The organism is Candidatus Limimorpha avicola, assembly GCF_056978975.1.
Window position 1 is genome coordinate 45,284 of record NZ_DBMCYK010000004.1, and the last position, 18,873, is coordinate 64,156.

The 18,873-nt window shown below is 38.7% G+C and carries 14 protein-coding genes and 1 tRNA gene; 11 read left to right on the plus strand and 4 right to left on the minus strand.

All coding sequences use genetic code 11. From position 1 onward, the window contains the following. Nucleotides 1-6 precede the first annotated feature (6 nt). Nucleotides 7-741: a CDP-diacylglycerol--serine O-phosphatidyltransferase gene (gene pssA / locus ACZOVS_RS03050; RefSeq protein ID WP_483995760.1), complete on the plus strand. Its 735-nt coding sequence runs from the start codon at nucleotides 7-9 to the stop codon at nucleotides 739-741. Between the two features lie 71 nt (nucleotides 742-812). On the opposite strand, the gene lptB is transcribed toward pssA, so the two are convergent. Next, nucleotides 813-1,550 (minus strand): LPS export ABC transporter ATP-binding protein, encoded by a 738-nt coding sequence (gene lptB / locus ACZOVS_RS03055; protein ID WP_483995761.1) that lies wholly within the window; start codon nucleotides 1,548-1,550, stop codon nucleotides 813-815. 11 nt (nucleotides 1,551-1,561) lie between these two features. Beyond that, nucleotides 1,562-2,518: a KpsF/GutQ family sugar-phosphate isomerase gene (locus ACZOVS_RS03060; protein ID WP_483995762.1), complete on the minus strand. Its 957-nt coding sequence runs from the start codon at nucleotides 2,516-2,518 to the stop codon at nucleotides 1,562-1,564. A gap of 127 nt (nucleotides 2,519-2,645) precedes the next feature. Between ACZOVS_RS03060 and recQ the strand changes: the two genes are divergently transcribed. The 3 genes from recQ to ACZOVS_RS03075 all read left to right on the plus strand — a co-directional run bounded on the left by recQ (nucleotide 2,646) and on the right by ACZOVS_RS03075 (nucleotide 6,331). Then, the gene (gene recQ, locus ACZOVS_RS03065) at nucleotides 2,646-4,847 is read left to right on the plus strand and encodes a DNA helicase RecQ (protein WP_483995763.1); all 2,202 of its coding nucleotides are present in this window, start codon (nucleotides 2,646-2,648) and stop codon (nucleotides 4,845-4,847) included. Further along, nucleotides 4,837-5,268 (plus strand): DUF4296 domain-containing protein, encoded by a 432-nt coding sequence (locus ACZOVS_RS03070; RefSeq protein ID WP_483995764.1) that lies wholly within the window; start codon nucleotides 4,837-4,839, stop codon nucleotides 5,266-5,268. The genes recQ and ACZOVS_RS03070 overlap by 11 nt, the downstream gene beginning before the upstream one ends. 79 nt (nucleotides 5,269-5,347) lie before the next feature. Further along, the gene (locus ACZOVS_RS03075; protein ID WP_483995765.1) at nucleotides 5,348-6,331 is read left to right on the plus strand and encodes a glycosyltransferase family 9 protein; all 984 of its coding nucleotides are present in this window, start codon (nucleotides 5,348-5,350) and stop codon (nucleotides 6,329-6,331) included. Nucleotides 6,332-6,484: 153 nt separating this feature from the next. Here ACZOVS_RS03075 and ACZOVS_RS03080 read toward each other — a convergent pair. After that, nucleotides 6,485-6,557, minus strand: a tRNA-Glu gene (locus tag ACZOVS_RS03080). Nucleotides 6,558-6,729: 172 nt separating this feature from the next. Then, a complete protein-coding gene (locus ACZOVS_RS03085; RefSeq protein ID WP_483995766.1) occupies nucleotides 6,730-7,380 on the minus strand; it encodes an MBL fold metallo-hydrolase in 651 nt (216 codons plus the stop codon). A gap of 445 nt (nucleotides 7,381-7,825) precedes the next feature. Between ACZOVS_RS03085 and ACZOVS_RS03090 the strand changes: the two genes are divergently transcribed. The 7 genes from ACZOVS_RS03090 (at nucleotide 7,826) to ACZOVS_RS03120 (ending at nucleotide 18,872) form a co-directional block, all read left to right on the plus strand. Further along, nucleotides 7,826-10,348 carry an adenosylcobalamin-dependent ribonucleoside-diphosphate reductase gene (locus tag ACZOVS_RS03090; protein WP_483995845.1) on the plus strand — a complete coding sequence of 841 codons (2,523 nt, stop codon included), beginning with the start codon at nucleotides 7,826-7,828 and terminating at the stop codon, nucleotides 10,346-10,348. Nucleotides 10,349-10,592: 244 nt separating this feature from the next. Then, a complete protein-coding gene (locus ACZOVS_RS03095; RefSeq protein WP_483995767.1) occupies nucleotides 10,593-11,750 on the plus strand; it encodes an iron-containing alcohol dehydrogenase in 1,158 nt (385 codons plus the stop codon). 104 nt (nucleotides 11,751-11,854) lie between these two features. Beyond that, complete coding sequence (locus ACZOVS_RS03100; protein ID WP_483995768.1) at nucleotides 11,855-12,772, plus strand: DMT family transporter; 918 nt, start codon at nucleotides 11,855-11,857, stop codon at nucleotides 12,770-12,772. A gap of 105 nt (nucleotides 12,773-12,877) precedes the next feature. Then, nucleotides 12,878-14,314: an MATE family efflux transporter gene (locus tag ACZOVS_RS03105; RefSeq protein ID WP_483995769.1), complete on the plus strand. Its 1,437-nt coding sequence runs from the start codon at nucleotides 12,878-12,880 to the stop codon at nucleotides 14,312-14,314. A 136-nt stretch (nucleotides 14,315-14,450) separates the two neighbouring features. After that, nucleotides 14,451-16,094, plus strand: coding sequence for a PSP1 domain-containing protein (locus tag ACZOVS_RS03110; protein WP_483995770.1), 1,644 nt, complete (start codon nucleotides 14,451-14,453; stop codon nucleotides 16,092-16,094). 11 nt (nucleotides 16,095-16,105) lie between these two features. Then, a complete protein-coding gene (locus ACZOVS_RS03115; RefSeq protein ID WP_483995771.1) occupies nucleotides 16,106-16,579 on the plus strand; it encodes a gliding motility lipoprotein GldH in 474 nt (157 codons plus the stop codon). A gap of 1 nt (nucleotide 16,580) precedes the next feature. Continuing rightward, entirely contained in the window at nucleotides 16,581-18,872 is a 2,292-nt protein-coding gene (locus ACZOVS_RS03120) for a penicillin-binding protein 1A (protein ID WP_483995772.1), read from the plus strand. The last annotated feature ends 1 nt before the right edge of the window (nucleotide 18,873 follow it).

Below are 18,873 nucleotides of genomic sequence, written 5' to 3' on the forward strand. Positions count from 1 at the left end.
CGGATAATGAAAATAATAAAACATCTCCCAAACACTTTGACATGTTGCAACTTGCTTTCCGGCTGTATCTCAATAGCTTTACTTTTTAACGGGAATCTCATGGGAGCCGGTGTAATGATTTTCATTGCAGCTCTTTTTGATTTCTTCGACGGTTTTGCAGCACGACTCTTAAATGCACATTCTCCTATAGGTGGTGAACTCGATTCATTGTCCGATGTCGTTTCTTTTGGAGTAGCTCCTTCTTTCATCGTTTACAGGCTACTCTCCGAGTCGTCATTATCACTAATCGTCAACAATATCAACATAATACCTTTTGCAGCATTTTTAATGGCGGCATTTGCATCCATACGTCTTGCCAAATTCAACATAGATCCGGAACAAAAAAGTTCTTTTGTCGGATTGCCGACACCGGCAACAGGTATTTTTTTTGCATCCATAGCCATTGGCATTACACAAACAGAGACAGATTCCATTTTACATATCATAAACTCTCCACTGCCTCTTTTGGCTTCAATACTGATATTCAGTTTCCTCATGGTAAGCAAAATACCCTTCTTCTCTTTCAAAATCAAAAATTTCTCTTTCAAAGACAATAGTTTACGCTATACAGTAATAATATTTGCCATTATAATTTTTGTCTTATTAAAATGGCAATCATTACCGTTTATAATACTATTTTACATATTGTTATCATTTTGTTTTTACAAAGAAGAAAAGGACAAAAAACAATCAGACGCCTGATATACAGGACAAATTTATCAAAAAGCAAAATTGCCATAGTTATAGCAAATTGTAACAATATAACGAAAACACTAAAACTCTTTTCTTCTCAACTCGAAATTGGTTCCTAGATAATGGGTACGTACCGTTTCATCGGCAGAAAGTTCCTCCGGTGTTCCGGATCTAAGCAATTGTCCTTCAAAAACAAGATATGCTCTATCTGTTATTGACAATGTCTCATTGGCATTATGGTCTGTTATCAATACACCAATATTTCTATTTTTCAATTTAGCGACAATTCTTTGGATATCTTCCACAGCAATAGGGTCAACACCTGCAAAAGGTTCATCGAGCAAGATAAATTTAGGATCTACCGACAACGCTCTTGCTATCTCGCAACGGCGTCGTTCACCCCCTGAAAGTTGTATTCCTTTACTTTTTCTGATATGCTGCAATCCGAACTCATCAAGCAATGACTCCAACTTCTCCTTTTGCTGAGCCTTGGACATTCCTTCCTTAAACTGCATGACGGAAGCTATGTTGTCTTCCACCGTCATCTGGCGAAATATAGAAGCCTCTTGAGCCAAATAACCTATGCCCAATTGTGCTCTCTTATACATAGGAAATTTCGTTATGTCAACATCATCAAGAAACACATGACCGGAAAAAGGCTTAATGAGACCGACAATCATATAGAATGTTGTCGTCTTACCGGCGCCATTAGGACCGAGAAGTCCCACTATCTCACCCTGATTAACTTCAACGCTGACGTTTTTCACCACAGTGCGTTGTTTGTATTTCTTAACAAGTTGTTCAGTCCGTAGCAACATATATATAACTTTTACAAAATACCTTCATTAACGATGTCATGGATATGGATCATACCAACATATTTACCATCTTCCATCACAGGCAACTGAGTAACCTTACAATTCTGCATTATGCTTAAAGCATTGACGACAAGGTCGCTTTTCTCTATGGTTTTAGGATTACGAGTCATGATATCCTGTGCTTTAACCTTTTCAATATTAGGGTGTTTCATCAACATACGACGGAGGTCACCATCAGTAATGATCCCAATAAGAGTATCATTTTCCATCACTGCGGCAGCACCGAGCATCTTGGCTGATATTTCAATAATCACATTAGTCATTATGTCGTCCGGGCGTACTGAAGGAACAGGATTTTTGACGCAAACGTCACCAACTCTAAGATAAAGACGTTTACCGAGTGCACCACCGGGATGGAACTTGGCAAAATCCTGTGCCGTAAAACCTTTACACTCAAGTAATGCTACAGCAAGAGCGTCACCCATCACAAGCTGTGCTGTAGTACTTGATGTTGGTGCAAGATTATTAGGACAAGCCTCGAAAGGCACAGTAACATCCAAAACATAATCAGCCTGACGAGCGAGATAAGAATCCCTATTGCCTACAATGGCGACAAGAGGATTGGACCTTATTTTTATTAAAGGTGTAAGAAATTTTATTTCCGGCGTCTCACCACTTTTGGATATTATAATGACAATATCATCATCACGGATAATGCCAAGGTCCCCATGTATAGCATCGGCAGCGTGCATAAAAACAGCCTTAGTACCGGTAGAATTAAGTGTCGCTACTATCTTTTGTGCTATAATTGCACTCTTTCCAATGCCAGAAACAACTACATTACCTTTAGAATTATAGATAATTTTTACAACTTTTGCAAAATCATCAGTCAACAAATCCCTAAGACCTTTAACAGAATCAATCTCTGTATCAATAACTTCTCGTGCAATATCCAAAATATTTTTCATTAGCAATATTTTTTTGTTAATTTTGCTCGGAATAAAAACAAAAACTATTAAATTTGTACTTAATCTGAGTAAATAAGCATAGAATTCTAAATTCGATGCAAATTTAAATAATTTCTTTGGAAAAGATATGGCAAAAATAGATGAAAAAGTTTTGCAAACCTTATTAAAAGAGGTTTTTGGCTTTGAACAGTTCAAAGGCAATCAGAAGGCTATCATTAAAAGCATCTTGTCTAAGAACAATACATTCGTACTTATGCCGACGGGTGGAGGCAAGTCATTGTGTTATCAGTTACCTGCATTGCTTAGTGAAGGAACTACAATAGTAGTATCCCCCTTGATAGCATTGATGAAAAATCAAGTTGACATGTTTCGAAGTTTCGGCACCGACAATGGTGTGGCCCATGTCATGAATTCATCATTATCCAAAGCTGAACTTTTACAAGTGAGAGAAGACCTCATTCGGCAAAAGACAAAATTATTATATGTAGCACCGGAGTCCTTGACTAAGGCAGAGACATTGGAATTTCTCAGAGGACTAAAGATATCGTTTTTTGCCATAGACGAGGCTCATTGCATCTCTGAATGGGGACATGACTTTAGACCTGAATACAGCAGGCTACGTCAGATCATCAATGCTATAGACCCCAAATTACCTGTCATTGCACTTACAGCGACAGCTACGGTGAAAGTACAACAGGACATCATGAAGAATCTCGAAATCACTGATGCCAAGGTCTTTAAATCATCATTCGACAGACCTAATTTATATTATGAAGTACGTCCCAAGACAAAAGACGTGGTAAAAGACATTATAAAATACATAAAGAATAATCATGGAAAATCAGGTATAGTATATTGTCTAAGCCGCAAGAAAGTTGAAGAACTTGCAGAAACACTCGTGGTAAACGGAATACGTGCATTACCATATCATGCAGGACTCGACAGTCAGACACGTAAGGAAAATCAAGACAAATTCCTCATGGAAGAAGTGGATGTAATAGTCGCAACGATAGCCTTCGGCATGGGTATAGACAAACCGGACATACGCTTTGTCATACATCACGACATACCAAAAAGTCTTGAGAGTTATTATCAAGAGACCGGACGTGCCGGTCGCGACGGAGGCGAAGGCAACTGTATAGCATTTTACGATTACGAAGATATTCATAAACTTGAGAAGTTCAATAAAGATAAAACCGTGGCTGAACAGGAGATAGCACGCGAGCTTTTGAACGAGACAGTGTCGTATGCAGAATCGCCTGTATGCCGCCATAAGTTGTTGTTACACTATTTCGGAGAAGAATACGAAAAAGAGAACTGCGGTGCCTGCGACAATTGCCTCAATCCCAAAGTGCACTTTGATGGACAAGACGACCTTAAACTCGTCATCGAGGCTGTCATCGCCACAAAACAACTATTTAAAACCAAACATATAGCTGAACTCCTTACCGGTAAAGCTACCGGTGACATAAAAACGGCAAAACATGACACTAACGAATTCTTCGGCGCAGGCGATGACCATGATGAAAAGTATTGGACTTCCATCATAAGACAGGCTATAGTTAATAAACTTTTATTTAAAGATATAGAAAATTACGGCATCTTAAAAGTCACAAAAGAAGGTAAAGATTTCGTAAAGAAACCTTATACCATTATGGTAGCCAAAGACCATGACTATGACAATCCGGATGATGATGATTTTGACGATGAAAGAGCTGCATTTGCCAAAGATTCCGGAACAGACAAGACATTGTTCTCCATGTTAAAGGACTTGCGCAAAACCATAGCCAAAAAGAAAAATCTGCCTCCGTTTGTTATCTTCCAAGACCCGTCACTTGAAGATATGGCAATACAATATCCTATTACTATCGAAGAATTGACACAAATTGTAGGCGTAGGTCCCGGTAAAGCGCAAAAATTCGGACAACCTTTCCTCGACCTGATAAAGGAATACGTAGAAGAAAATGACATCATGCGTCCTATCGACATGATAGTCAAATCAACACAAAAATCCGACCTCAAGGTGAGCATCATACACAACATAGACAAACAAATACCACTCGAAGATATTGCAAAAGCACGCAACTTGACTTTCGATGAGCTACTTACTGAAATAGAAAGTATCGTTGCAAGCGGCATACGTCTCGATATCAGTTATGATACAAGAGATCATCTCGACCCTTATGTTCTTGAAGAAATAGAAGACTATTTCCGCAAGGCAGAATCGGATAACGTGGAAGATGCCATGAAAGCTTTAGGCGAAAACGAATATGATGAAGAAGAAGTAAGACTTGTCAGAATTAAATTCTTGTCGGAATTTGGAAACTAATCGATTATATATTTTTATCATAGGACTATTGTTCTTTGTCGGTTGCAAAAACAGTCAACCGCAAGGAACAATACCTTCTGTGCTTATCCCGGAAAACAAAATGGTTGAGATACTGACAGACATTCAGATAATGGAAAGCGCCATCAATTACAAAAAAAACACCAATCAAGCGACATACGACTTGAAAGACAAAGGATATGACACCATTTTTTCTCACTATGGCATCACCGACTCGATATTCTTTGAAAACGTCAGTTTCTATAACGCAAACACAGAAATAATGTACAGAATCTTCGACTCTATAACCAAAAGAATAGAAAGAGAACAAGTTAAAGTATTAAAGGAAAAAGAGTTATTAGAAGAAAAAGAGAAGCAGGAAAAAGAGGCTCAAGAGAAAAATTCTGACAATGACACAGAGTAACATAATTACTGCAATCATTATCAATTCATTTATGTCATACTGCAAAAAAATACTTAACTTTGCAGCAAAATAATAAATCTTGAAAAAAATACTTGTAATACGGTTCAGTTCTATAGGTGACATAGTTTTGACCACACCCGTGATACGATGTCTTAAAGAACAACTGCCTGACATTCAACTTCATGCTCTGACAAAAAAGAAATTCAGCAGTTTATATGACACAAATCCTCACATTGATAAAGTCTATGAATTCGACGATTCTTTAAGCGACATCATCAAAGAATTAAAAAAAGAGAAATATGATTATGTAATTGATTTACAGAAAAACAACCGTTCTCTCAGAGTATGTATGGCATTATCATGCAAATACAGGAGTTTTCCAAAATTAAATTTCAAGAAATTCTTACTCACTTCATTTAAGATCAATCTATTGCCCAACATCCACATTGTGGATCGTTATTTCATGGCTGTTAAAGATCTTTGTGTTCACAATGACAATAAGGGATTGGACTTTTTCATATCAGATTCCAATTTCATGCAAGAGCCCGACATACCTGAAAGTTTTCGCAACGGATTTTATGCCATAGTAATAGGCGGCACATACTTCACAAAAATATTACCTTCTGAGAAAATCATAGAAATAATAAAACGTCTCGATGAACCGGTAGTACTGCTCGGAGGCACAGGCGATATGAAAAGGGCTGACGAAATTGTCAAGGCAACAAACAATTTAGTAGTAGGCAATCCCGTAGGTAAACTGAATATCGAACAGTCAGCTTCCGTATTGCTAATGGCAAAAAAGGTACTCACCAACGACACCGGCATGATGCATATAGCAGCAGCATTGCATAAGACGGTTATCTCGGTATGGGGCAATACTGTGCCTGAGTTCGGAATGTATCCTTATCTTCCTCTTGAACCTGAGAAAGTCAAAATAATTGAATGCAAAGATGTCAAATGCCGTCCTTGCAGCAAATTGGGTTACAAAAGATGTCCCCGCAAACATTTCAAATGTATGATGAATATCGACGTTGACTATATCGTACAGAAATTAAAAGAATAAATGACAAAACACAAAACGCAGTGTGTCACGATGTCAAATCTCTTTTCTATAATTACACAATAACAATGTCTTTTTAATTATAAATCCAAGATCTTATCTTGGGAACCATAATAAAAAAGGTGCGCCAAATAACCAAATCTGACTCACCTTTAGTATCGGGTAGGGGATTCGAACCCCTGTTTCGACAGTGAGAGTGTCGTTACCTGACCGGCTAGTAGAACCCGACATTTTTCACTGTGCAAAAATACAATAATTTTATATACCAACCAAAAAAATCGGATTTTTTTTACAACATAACAAAAAAATTCAAACAGACTGTCTGTCAACACACAACAAAAAACAGACATACATTTTCATAATGAGCATAAAAACAAACACACCTATTAATATTATATAAACTAACGCAATGGAATAACGTGATTGTAAACTTTCTCATCACCTATTGTAGTAGAACGGCCATGACCGGGATAACACACAGTATTATCAGGCAATTTATAAAGACAATTTCTCACACTATTTTCCAATTCCACATAACTGCCGCCTGGGAAATCGTACCTTCCCACACTTCTATAAAACAAAGTGTCGCCTGTCAAGATAAAACCGTCTGCCTCATCATAAAAACATACATGACCAAGTGCATGACCGGGAGTATATAAAACTTTTATATAGTCCTCTCCCACTTTTATCACCTCATTTTCACTTAACTCTATCTCAGGGAATATATAATTATTTTCATCTACATCTATTCCAAAAACACCGGCATACCTCCATACTCCCATTATATACTCTTTATCGACAGGATAAGCAGCAAGGGATATACCATAGCGCTTATTTAACGAATAATTTCCCAACACATGGTCTATATGTAAATGTGTTGACAAAAGCATCAACGGTGTCAGATGATTATCATCAATAAATTTGAAAATCATCTCATCTTCAGTCTTATTACTATTACCGGCATCGACAATAACACATTGCCCCTTAGCATTATATAACACAAACGTATTCTCTGAAAGACCGTTAAAAACAAAAACTTTAATGTTCAACATATCCTTATTATTTTGCTACAAATTTAAAACTTTTTACTTCAAAATTCCGTTATTTATAAAAATTTGCAAATTACTAACCCAATAAATTTTATCAACTAAAAATGTTGATAAAAACATGACAAAAAACATATATTTTCTTGCAAATAATAAATACAGTCTTTAATTTAGCCACTGAAAACACAAGTAATCACAGAAATCATAACTCATTTATTATCAGACAAATACCATTACAATGATGAATAAAACTCAGAACAGCAGGTACGATCTTTTTTCAATGGTCGATGATACATATATCGAATCTGAAAAAGAGACAAACAATGGCAAGTTGATAGAATACCGTAATGAGACCAAGCCATCTGAAGAAAAAGTTTTTGAGAATTATTCACATTATAACATACCTGATGAGCATTGTTGTAATGATATTGAAAAGACGCAACATTACGAGATGTATTCCATTGAAGAAGTAAGAAAAGCCGCCACAGAATATTTCGGAGGTGATCAGTTGGCCGGCGATGTATGGATGAACAAATATGCCTTGAAAGACAGTGAAGGCAATATATACGAAAAGACACCTGACGATATGCATCATCGTATCGCCAAGGAGATTGCCCGTATTGAAAAAAGATACCCCAATCCTATGTCTGAAGAAGACATATTCGAGGTATTGAAAGGATTTAAATATATTGTACCACAAGGCAGTCCTATGGCCGGTATAGGCAACAATTTCCAGATCTCGTCATTATCAAACTGTTTCGTCATAGGGACCAAAGGTTCTTCAGACTCTTATGGTGCCATCATGAAGATAGACCAAGAACAAGTCCAGTTGATGAAGCGCAGAGGTGGAGTAGGTCACGACCTGTCACATATAAGACCTTCAGGAAGTGCAGTGAAAAATTGTGCCTTGACATCGACAGGCGTCGTGCCTTTTATGGAACGTTATTCCAACTCCACGAAAGAAGTGGCACAAGACGGGCGTCGTGGAGCTCTCATGATGAGCGTAAGCATAAAACATCCTGATTCTGAAGCTTTTATTGATGCTAAAATGCAGCAAGGGCGCATCACCAATGCCAATATCTCTGTACGTATCACTGATGATTTCATGAAAGCTGTCAAAGACAACACTTCTTTTACTCAACAGTATCCCGTCGACTCTCCAAATCCCAAAGTCACAAAAGAAATAGATGCCAACAATTTGTGGAACAAAATAATCCACAACGCATGGGCTTCTGCGGAACCGGGAGTCTTGTTTTGGGATACCATAATAAGAGAATCTATACCGGATTGTTATGCAGATCTTGGATTCAAGACACTGAGTACCAATCCATGCGGAGAGATACCACTCTGTGCCTATGACAGTTGCCGTCTGCTCGCCATTAACCTATACAGCTACGTTGAACATCCTTTTACAAAAGATGCACGTTTCAACGCTGATCTTTTTGCAAAACATGTACGTGTAGCACAACGCATGATGGACGACATCATAGATCTTGAAATCGAGAAAATCGATGCCATACTCGCCAAAGTGTATTCTGACCCTGAAGAAGATGAAGTAAAAAGAACTGAAATCAACTTATGGAAAAATATTCGTGAGAAAGCCTTGCAAGGACGCCGTACAGGCATAGGCATAACTGCAGAAGGCGATATGCTTGCTGCTCTCGGAAAACGTTACGCCTCCAACGAAGCAATAGCCTTCTCTACCGAAGTACATAAACTCCTCGCTCATGAGGCTTATCGTTCTTCCGTCAATCTTGCCAAAGAACGTGGCGCTTTTACCATATACGACACCAAACGCGAAGTCAACAATCCTTTTATAAGCAGGTTGCGAGAACTCGACAGCGAACTGTATGACGACATGTGCAAATACGGACGACGCAACATTGCCATGTTGACAATAGCTCCTACAGGCAGCGTTAGCATCTGTACTCAAACGACATCCGGCATAGAACCGGTATTCCTCGTGTCATATAAACGCCGCCGTAAAGTCAATCCCAACGATAAAAGCGCACACATTACATATACCGATACCGACGGTAACTCGTTTGAAGAATACAATGTGTTTCATCCGAAATTCATAACTTGGCTTCAAATCAATGGATATAATGTCGATGAAGTAAAAAAATACGACGACGAACATCTCCAGGAAGTGATAAAATCTTCACCTTATTATAAAGCCACTTCCAACGATATCGACTGGGTGAACAAGGTAAAAATGCAAGGAGAGATACAAAAATGGGTTGACCATTCCATCAGTGTCACCGTCAACATTCCAGCCAACACAAGTGAAGAGGTGGTAAGCAAGATTTACATGACAGCATGGGAATGTGGATGTAAAGGTATGACAATATATAGAGACGGTTCCCGTTCCGGCGTCTTGGTGAAAGATGACAAAAAAGAAAAAGAAGTTAAAGAAGACGACATAATAGAAACACACTCCCCTATACGTCCCAAAGTACTCGAATGCGACGTGGTGCGTTTCCAGAACAATTACGAAAAATGGATAGCTTTCGTTGGGAAAATCAACGGAAAACCTTACGAGATATTCTCGGGTAAACTCGATGATTTCTTTATTCCTCCTTTCGTAGAGACAGGACGTATCATAAAAAACAAAGACAAAGACGACAAATCACGTTATGACTTTCAATATACCGACAAACAAGGTTTTAACGTCACTATGGAAGGTCTGTCGCGTTCATTCAACAAAGAGTTCTGGAATTATGCGAAACTCATCTCCGGAGTGTTGCGTCACGGTATGCCAATAAACTATGTAGTTACCTTGATACAAAACCTCAATGTAGAGGAAGACAATATCAATACATGGAAAAACGGTATTGCCCGCGCCTTGAAACGGTATATTACCAACGGTACCAAGATAGAAAAAGAAAAATGTCCAAGTTGTCATCAGGAAACACTGATTTTTGAAGACGGCTGTAAACATTGCATGTCTTGCGGATATTCCAAATGCGGTTGATTTTCAACATTTATTAGTAATATAGTATCATAGAAAGTCACTTGTTGAATATTTTAACTTCAGCAAATCTTCTTAACTATGCACAATTTGGTATTCATGTCAAATTGTGCAATAATGTTTTTTTGTAACATTTATATTATCTTTTTTAAACAACAATAAATAAATATTGGCGTTTTGTTAAAAAAATATTCATCAAACATATTTCAAAAATAAGTATATTTGCAAATCTTAAAAAAACTAACCTATGGAAAACTTCAGATTTTGTGTCGGAACAGAGATATTATTCGGCAAAGGACAAATATCGCATCTTCCGGAAGCATTAAAAAAATTCGGTAACCGCGTACTTCTCACCTATGGTGGAGGCAGTATCAAGAAAACAGGATTATATGATAAAGTAATGCAACTACTTGCTGATTTCAAAGTCTTTGAACTAAACGGCATACAGCCAAATCCCCGCATAGAGAGTGTTTATGAAGGCATCAAGATATGCCGTGATAACAATATCGATGTGATACTCGCTGTCGGTGGTGGCAGTACCATAGATTGTTCGAAAGCCATAGCATCAGGATATTACTATGAAGGCGATGCGTGGGAGATGATAATGAATCCGCAAACAATAAAAAAAGCATTGCCAATATGTACCATACTCACCTTGGCAGCCACCGGAAGCGAGATGGATTCAGCAGCCGTGATAAGCAATATGAAAAATAACATGAAGGTCGGATTCATAAACGAACACAACCTTCCAAAATGTTCAATTCTCGACCCGGAATATACATTTACAGTACCTAAAAACCAAACTGCCGCCGGTACTGCAGACATCATGTCGCATATCATGGAAGTGTATTTTGCTTCACAAGAGGCTTATATACCTGACAGTTTCAATGAAGGAATGTTGAGAGCCTGTATAAAATACTGTCCCATAGCCCTTCAAGAACCGGACAATTATGAGGCAAGAGCTCAACTTATGTGGTGTAGTTCATTAGCAATCAACGGTATAGGCTCTACAGGAAAACCTGTAGCATGGAGTTGTCACCCTATGGAACACGAACTCAGTGCATTTTACGATATAACTCATGGCGTTGGTCTTGCAATCATCACACCTCGTTGGATGCGTTATATATTAAGCGAAAAGACTGTGGACAAATTTGTCACTTTCGCGCAAAACGTATGGGGTCTGTCTCATGAAAACGACAAATATTCCCTTGCAAACAAAGGCATTGATGCTCTTGAAATCTTCTTCAAACGCTGCGGCATACCTATGACACTGACAGAGTTGGGTATAGACAGAAAACATTTCAAGAAAATGGCTGAAGATGCTGTAACTTTGGGCAATCTGTCTCAGGCATACGTACCTCTCAACGTTGAAGACGTATGTAACATCTTTGAGATGTGTCTGTAATAATTGCAAATATTTTATAGAAATACCAATGTCTGATGTTTATGACTCTGAAGTCATAAACATCAGTTTTAATATAAGGTAAAAAATTATATAAATCCAAAAATATGCCAAGTCATAATTTCAACAGCAAATTGTCGGGGCATCTTTCATGTTTTGTAGCATATACCATATTCGGGTTCAACATCATCATCTGCAAAAGCCTGAGCAATTCGCATCTTATCTCCCCGGAATGTCTGTTTCTCATAAGAGCCACAGGCGCATCAGCTTTATTTTGGTTGGTGTCGCTGTTCTTTCCGAAAGAAAAAGTGGAACAACGCGACTTGATAAAGATATTTTTCGCTTCCATGTTGGGTCTATTCCTCACACAGTTACTGTTTCTTGAAGCCATAACCATAACAACTCCGTTAGACACCTCCATCATAACTTCTATAACCCCAATTTTCACCATGTTTGTCGCTGCCGTAGCATTGAAAGAACCCATTACATGGAAAAAAGCGGGCGGAGTGGCCCTCAGTTTCATTGGAATAGTATTCCTCATCCTCAACAGTGTAAGTCTTGGCAATGGTGCTGCCGAAACAAAGCCATTAGGAATTATCTTCATGATTCTCAATTGTTTATGTTTTGCTCTTTATCTTGGTGTTTTTAAACCCATCATAGCAAAATATTCCGTAATGACATTCATGAAATGGATGTTTCTTTTCTCCATGATAGTATCATTACCCATAAGTTTCAAAGAACTTGTGCATATAAATTTTGCTTCATTACCAACGAATCATTTGTTACAATTAGGATTTTTAGTATTATTTTCCACATTCACAGCTTATTTCTTGATTCCTGTCGGACAAAAGGTATTACGTCCCACCGTCATCAGTCTGTATTCTTATATGCAACCTCTCATTGCCACTATTGTCAGCATATTACTCGGCATGGACCGTCTGAATTGGCAAAAAATAGTTGCCGCAGCACTTGTTTTTACTGGAGTAATACTTGTCAACAAGAGCCGGGCCAAGAAACAAGACTGACATCATCAATAACAGTGCCATCCGATTGTTTTTATAAAAAAGACAACGCACAGTCATTATTTGTTATAGAAAAAAACAAATATTTTTTATTAACTTTGCATTTTGATGAATAGACATTTATTCGACATAGAATCCGAGAGTATAGAAGAGAAGCAGCAACAGCAGGAACGTTATGACCTGATGACCAAGACGCCTGTACGACCACTTGTCATAAAGATGGCAATACCGGCTATTATATCCATGGTGATCACCGCATTATACAACATCATAGACACCATGTATGTAGGAAGGCTCAGTACAGAAGCCACTGCCGGAATAGGAGTATCTTTCGCCTATATGGCTCTCATCCAGGCTTTAGGATTCTTTTTCGGCCACGGTTCAGGCAACTTCATCTCGCAATGTCTCGGAGCGAAAAAGCACAAAGATGCCGAGACAATGGCTGCAGTAGGTTTTTTCTCTCCTCTTATACTCGGTTCAATCATTGGCATGACAGGTCTTGCAATACTACCTCACCTTTCAAAAGCCATAGGCGCCACCCCCGACATTCTGAAACATACCAACGATTATCTTCGTTTCATACTCATTGCAACACCTTTCATGATGTCGTCTCTTACTCTCAACAACCAGCTACGACTTCAAGGTAATGCCCAATATGCAATGGTAGGCATAGCTATTGGCGCAATTATCAATATCATAATAGATCCTATTTTCATTTTTGTTTTTGACATGGGTGTTACAGGAGCATCCTTGGCGACAGCCATAAGTCAATTCATCAGTTGGACCGCTTTACTCAAAGGGACAAGACGCAAAGGCAATGTTCATATCAGAATCAAAAATTTCAAGCCTTCATTACATCAATACCAGCTCATTTTCGAAGGCGGATTCCCCTCATTATGCAGACAGATATTAGCAAGTATTTCGATAACACTCCTCAATCATGCGGCGGCAATATATGCCGTTCCGGGCTACGAAGCATCCACATTGGCTGCTTTTGCAGTTGTCACCCGTATTATGATGTTCATTTTTTCCATAATACTCGGCATCGGTCAAGGATTTCAACCCATTTGTGGGTTCAACTATGGTGCACGTCTCTATGAAAGAGTTCGATCTTCATATATTTTTACCATAAAAGTAATGACGGTTATTCTTATCATCATGGCAGTATCACTATCCATTTTTGCTCCCCAAATCATCAGTCTTTTCCGCAACGAAGACGCTGAACTTATCAAAATAGGTACTTATGTGATGCTTTGGCAATGTTTGGCCCTTCCTCTCAGCGGTCTAAATACAGCAACTAACATGCTTTTTCAAACCATACGCATGACATTCAAAGCCACACTACTTTCAATATGCCGTCAAGGTCTCTTTTTCATCCCTACCATACTTATAGCTCCCCTGTTTCTTGGCTTACAGGGCGTTGAAATAACCCAAGCTGTCGCAGACGCGTTAAGTTTTATGCTTACAGTTCCTTTTTCAATATGGATTATCAAAGACCTGAAGAAAAAAGAAGCTCAAAACAATTTATCAGCATCAAAAGCATAGGTCTAATGTTAAAAAGCCATCTTGCTTCTTCAAAATCGAAACTTTAAAGATCACTTTACACTTGCTATTTTTTTAATGCATTTATACATAATTTTTTATATCTTTGCAAGTTTATAAATATAAGAGATAAATATAAATGGATAAAAATAACATCAATAATAATAACGATAACAACGGCAATAAAAAAAAGTCGTTTCAACATAGAAGGAAATATTATAACAAAAAGAAATTCAATAAAAAAGAAAATTTGAATTTTGAGGATGACAATATTGAAGACATGGATAATCCAAGTAATGAGGAAATGTCCGAAAATATTGACGTTGCCGCTGAAAAAGACAATAATCAAAGCTTCGATTCTGAAAAAAAACACTACATGGGCAAGAAAGACAAAAGTCCGAAAAAAGGAATGTCATCTCAAAATATCATCGACACTCCTGAAAATGTTGCCGTTGACGATATTGTAATTGAAGAATCGTATGCTTTCGCTAATAGAGATGTCGAAAAAATGGAAGTCGGAGACGAACAAAAAATCGCTGAAGATGAGTCTTATGACACCACAACAATGACAACATCCATCAAAGAAATGATTAAAAACAAACCTTTCTCCGATGAAGAGAAAGAAGATCCCATGTTGAAACAGGAAGATGACGACGAGGACCTTGTCATCACATGGCACAGACACGACAGCATTAAAAAAGAAATGCCAAAAGACTTTCATCGCGGTTGTAATCTCAACACGGAGAATTTCGTGTTTGGCTCTAACGTACTCCGTCACGGACAATGCAAACTCGACAGTTTCAATTGGTTAAAAGACTATCAGGAAACACCACACGAAGGTGAATTACTTGTAGCTGAGGTACGTTTCAAGAACGACAGGAAAGATTTCTATTGTTATCCTTCAGAATTAGACCTTGCTGAAGGCGAGCTTGTAGCAGTAGAAACGACAATAGGGCACGACATAGGCATTGTAACTATGGTAGGCTCTCTTGTTGAAAAACAACGTATTCGCAAAAAAAACAGTACTCCTGTCGAAGAACTCAAAAAAATCTACCGTCGTGCTCGTGTCTCCGATGTTGAGAAATTTCTTGAGTCTATTCGTCTCGAAGAACGCACCCTATATAAAAGCCGTGAAATAGCCTTAAGTCTAAACCTCGACATGAAACTTAATGATATAGAATATCAAGGAGACAGAACAAAAGCTATATTTTATTATACTGCCGACGGACGTGTAGATTTTAGGGAATTGATAAAAAAACTTGCTGAAGAATTTCATGTACGTGTAGAGATGCGACAGATAGGATTTCGTCAGGAGTCAGCAAAACTCGGAGGTATAGGCTCATGCGGACGAGAATTGTGTTGTAGTTCATGGATTACCGATTTTCAATCTGTCACTACAAGTATTGCCAGAATACAGCAATTGTCACCCAATCCTCAGAAACTTGCCGGACAATGCGGCAAATTGAAATGCTGCCTTAACTATGAATACGACACATACGTCGAAGCCCTTAAATCTTTCCCGGATAACCATATAGTGCTGAAAACAAAAAAAGGTGATGCCATACATCAAAAAAGCGATATATTCAAAGGCCTTATGTGGTATTCCTACACCTTCGACAAGAATAACATGATGGCTATTCCTGCCGATAAAGTCAAAGAGATTATTGAAGACAACAACAATGGTATCTTCCCTGAACAACTGGAAGACTTCGCTTTCAGCAAAGAACAACAGAACAGCGAATACGAGGACGGACAATACGCCAACCTCAGCAAACTCGAATAATATCAAACGTCATGAAAGTAAAAACTCTGTTATACCATTTTATTTTCGTCGTCATGATGTCATTGTCATCATGCGATAATAACGCCATATTCGATGAAAGCGTGGTGATTCCCAATGCTTCATGGGACAACAAAAAATCTCCCTATTTCGACGTTACCATAGATGACACCTTGTCGAATCATATCTTTTCACTCAATATAAGACATTTGGAAAATTACCGCTACAGTAACATTTATGTTTTTCTGCATACCACTTTCCCCAACGGCAATCAAACACATGACACAATAGAATGTTTGCTGTCATACCCCGACGGACGATGGATGGGAAAAGGCAGCGGAAGTATGAGAAGTTGCAATATAATACTGAACAGAAATCTCAGATTCCCTTTAAAAGGTACTTATCATTTCGAAATAGAACAGGCAATGCGTGACAATATCCTTAACGGAATCACAGATATAGGTTTAAGAATAGAAAAAGATATTTGATATGGCTAAAAGAAATAAAGAAGAAAAGAAAAAATCCGGGATAAAGCCATTTGTAATAGTACTTTGGTCTTTATTTTTCGTTTTTGTTATATCGGTATTTTTGCTTTTTTACGGAATAGTGCATGAATGGTTTGGCAAGATGCCAACTTTTGAAGATTTGGAAAACCCGAATACCAATCTGGCTACTGAAATCATTTCTGCTGACGGGCAATTACTTGGAAATTATTACATTGAGAATCGTACTAATGTAAGCTATGAGGAGTTGTCACCATATCTTATAAATGCACTCATCGCAATAGAAGACTATCGTTTCTATGAACATTCCGGTATTGACCAAAAGGCTCTGTTTCGAGTGGCAATAGGATTGCTGACAGGTACTGAAAGAGGCGGAGGCAGCACCCTCACTCAACAACTTGCAAAAAATCTTTTCCCACGTGGAGAAAATCTCAACACCGTACAATTAGTCATTCGTAAGTTACAGGAATGGGTGACTGCCACAAAATTGGAATATAACTATTCCAAGAATGAGATTATTTCCATGTATCTTAATACTGTTTTTTTCGGACACAACTCATACGGCATCAAAAAGGCTGCCGAGACTTTTTTCAAAAAGACTCCTGCTGAACTCAACATACAGGAGGCAGCACTAATGGCAGGTGTTGTCAACGGACCTTCACGTCTCAGCCCGGTAAGAAATCCCGACCGCGCCCTTCGTCGCCGTAACCTCGTGTTGCAACAAATGGCTACATACAATTTCATAACACAACAAGAATGTGATTCAATATCTTTGATTCCCATAGACATGTCTAAATACGGCATGTCTGACCACAACACGGGACAAGCCACCTATTTCCGCGAATTTTTAAGAAACTTCCTCACCGATTGGGCAAACACACACACTAAAGCCAACGGAGAGAAATACAACATCTATAAAGACGGTCTTCGTGTATATACAACAATAGACTCAAGGATGCAGCAATATGCCGAAGACGCCATAAGAGAACATCTGGCACTTTACCTCCAACCCGCTTTTTACGAACACTGGAAAGGTATTCCGAATGCTCCTTTCGACCTCACTGATACAACTGAAATAAACCATGTTATGGAGTTGTCGATAAAACGTTCAGAACGCTACCGTGTGCTGAATAATGCAGGAATGAGTTTCGATTCCATAATGGAAAACTTCAAAAAACCCGTAAGCATGGAAGTATTCTCATGGGACGGTCCTATAGATACCGTGATGTCTCCTTTAGATTCCATCCTTTATTACAAATTTTTCCTTCAGGCTTCCTTAATGTCCATAGAGACACATACCGGACATGTCAAGGCTTATGTTGGAGGCAACGACCATAGATTTTTCCAATATGACCATGTAACACAGGCACGTCGTCAAGTAGGTTCTACTTTTAAGCCTTTCCTTTATTCGCTCGCCATGCAGGAAGGTGAATATACACCATGTACCAAAGTGCCCAATATCAGCTACAGCATTGAACTGCCCGACGGTACTTTCTGGGAACCCAAGGACTCGGGGAAAAGCAAGTTCGGCGAAGAAGTGACACTGAAATGGGCATTGGCACAATCCAACAACAGAATCTCCACATATCTGATGAAACGTTTTGGTCCTGAAGCTATTATACAGATGGCTCGTCGTATGGGCGTGACATCTCCCATACCCGCAGTGCCTTCAATATGTCTTGGAGTATGCGACCTGTCTCTTTATGAAATGGTAGGTGCCATGAACACTTTTGCCAATCAGGGCGTTTACGTCAAACCTTTATTCGTTACCAAAATTGAAGATAAAAACGGTAATGTCATAGAGTCTTTTTCTGCCGAACAATCGGAGGCTTTAGACGAGATAACCGCATATAAGATGATAGAGCTGATGAAAGGTGTGGTACAAAGCGGCACAGGCGTACGTCTGAGATACAAATATAATTTGATGAATCCAATAGCCGGCAAGACCGGCACTACCCAAAATCATAGCGATGGTTGGTTCATGGGCATCACTCCCGACCTTACGACTGGTGTATGGACCGGTGCAGAAGACCGTTCAGTGCATTTCAGAACCTTACAGCTCGGGCAGGGCGCCAATATGGCTCTGCCTATCTGGGCATTGTATATGCAAAAGATTTATGCCGACCCTCAACTGCATGTAAGCAAAGGAGACTTCCCAAAACCATTGTCCGATGTGTCATTGGATTTCGACTGTGATCTTTATGAACAGCAGAACGGCACTACAAACAACAGTCCGGATGAACCCGGCAACGAATACTTAATAGAAGAAGAGTTTTAAT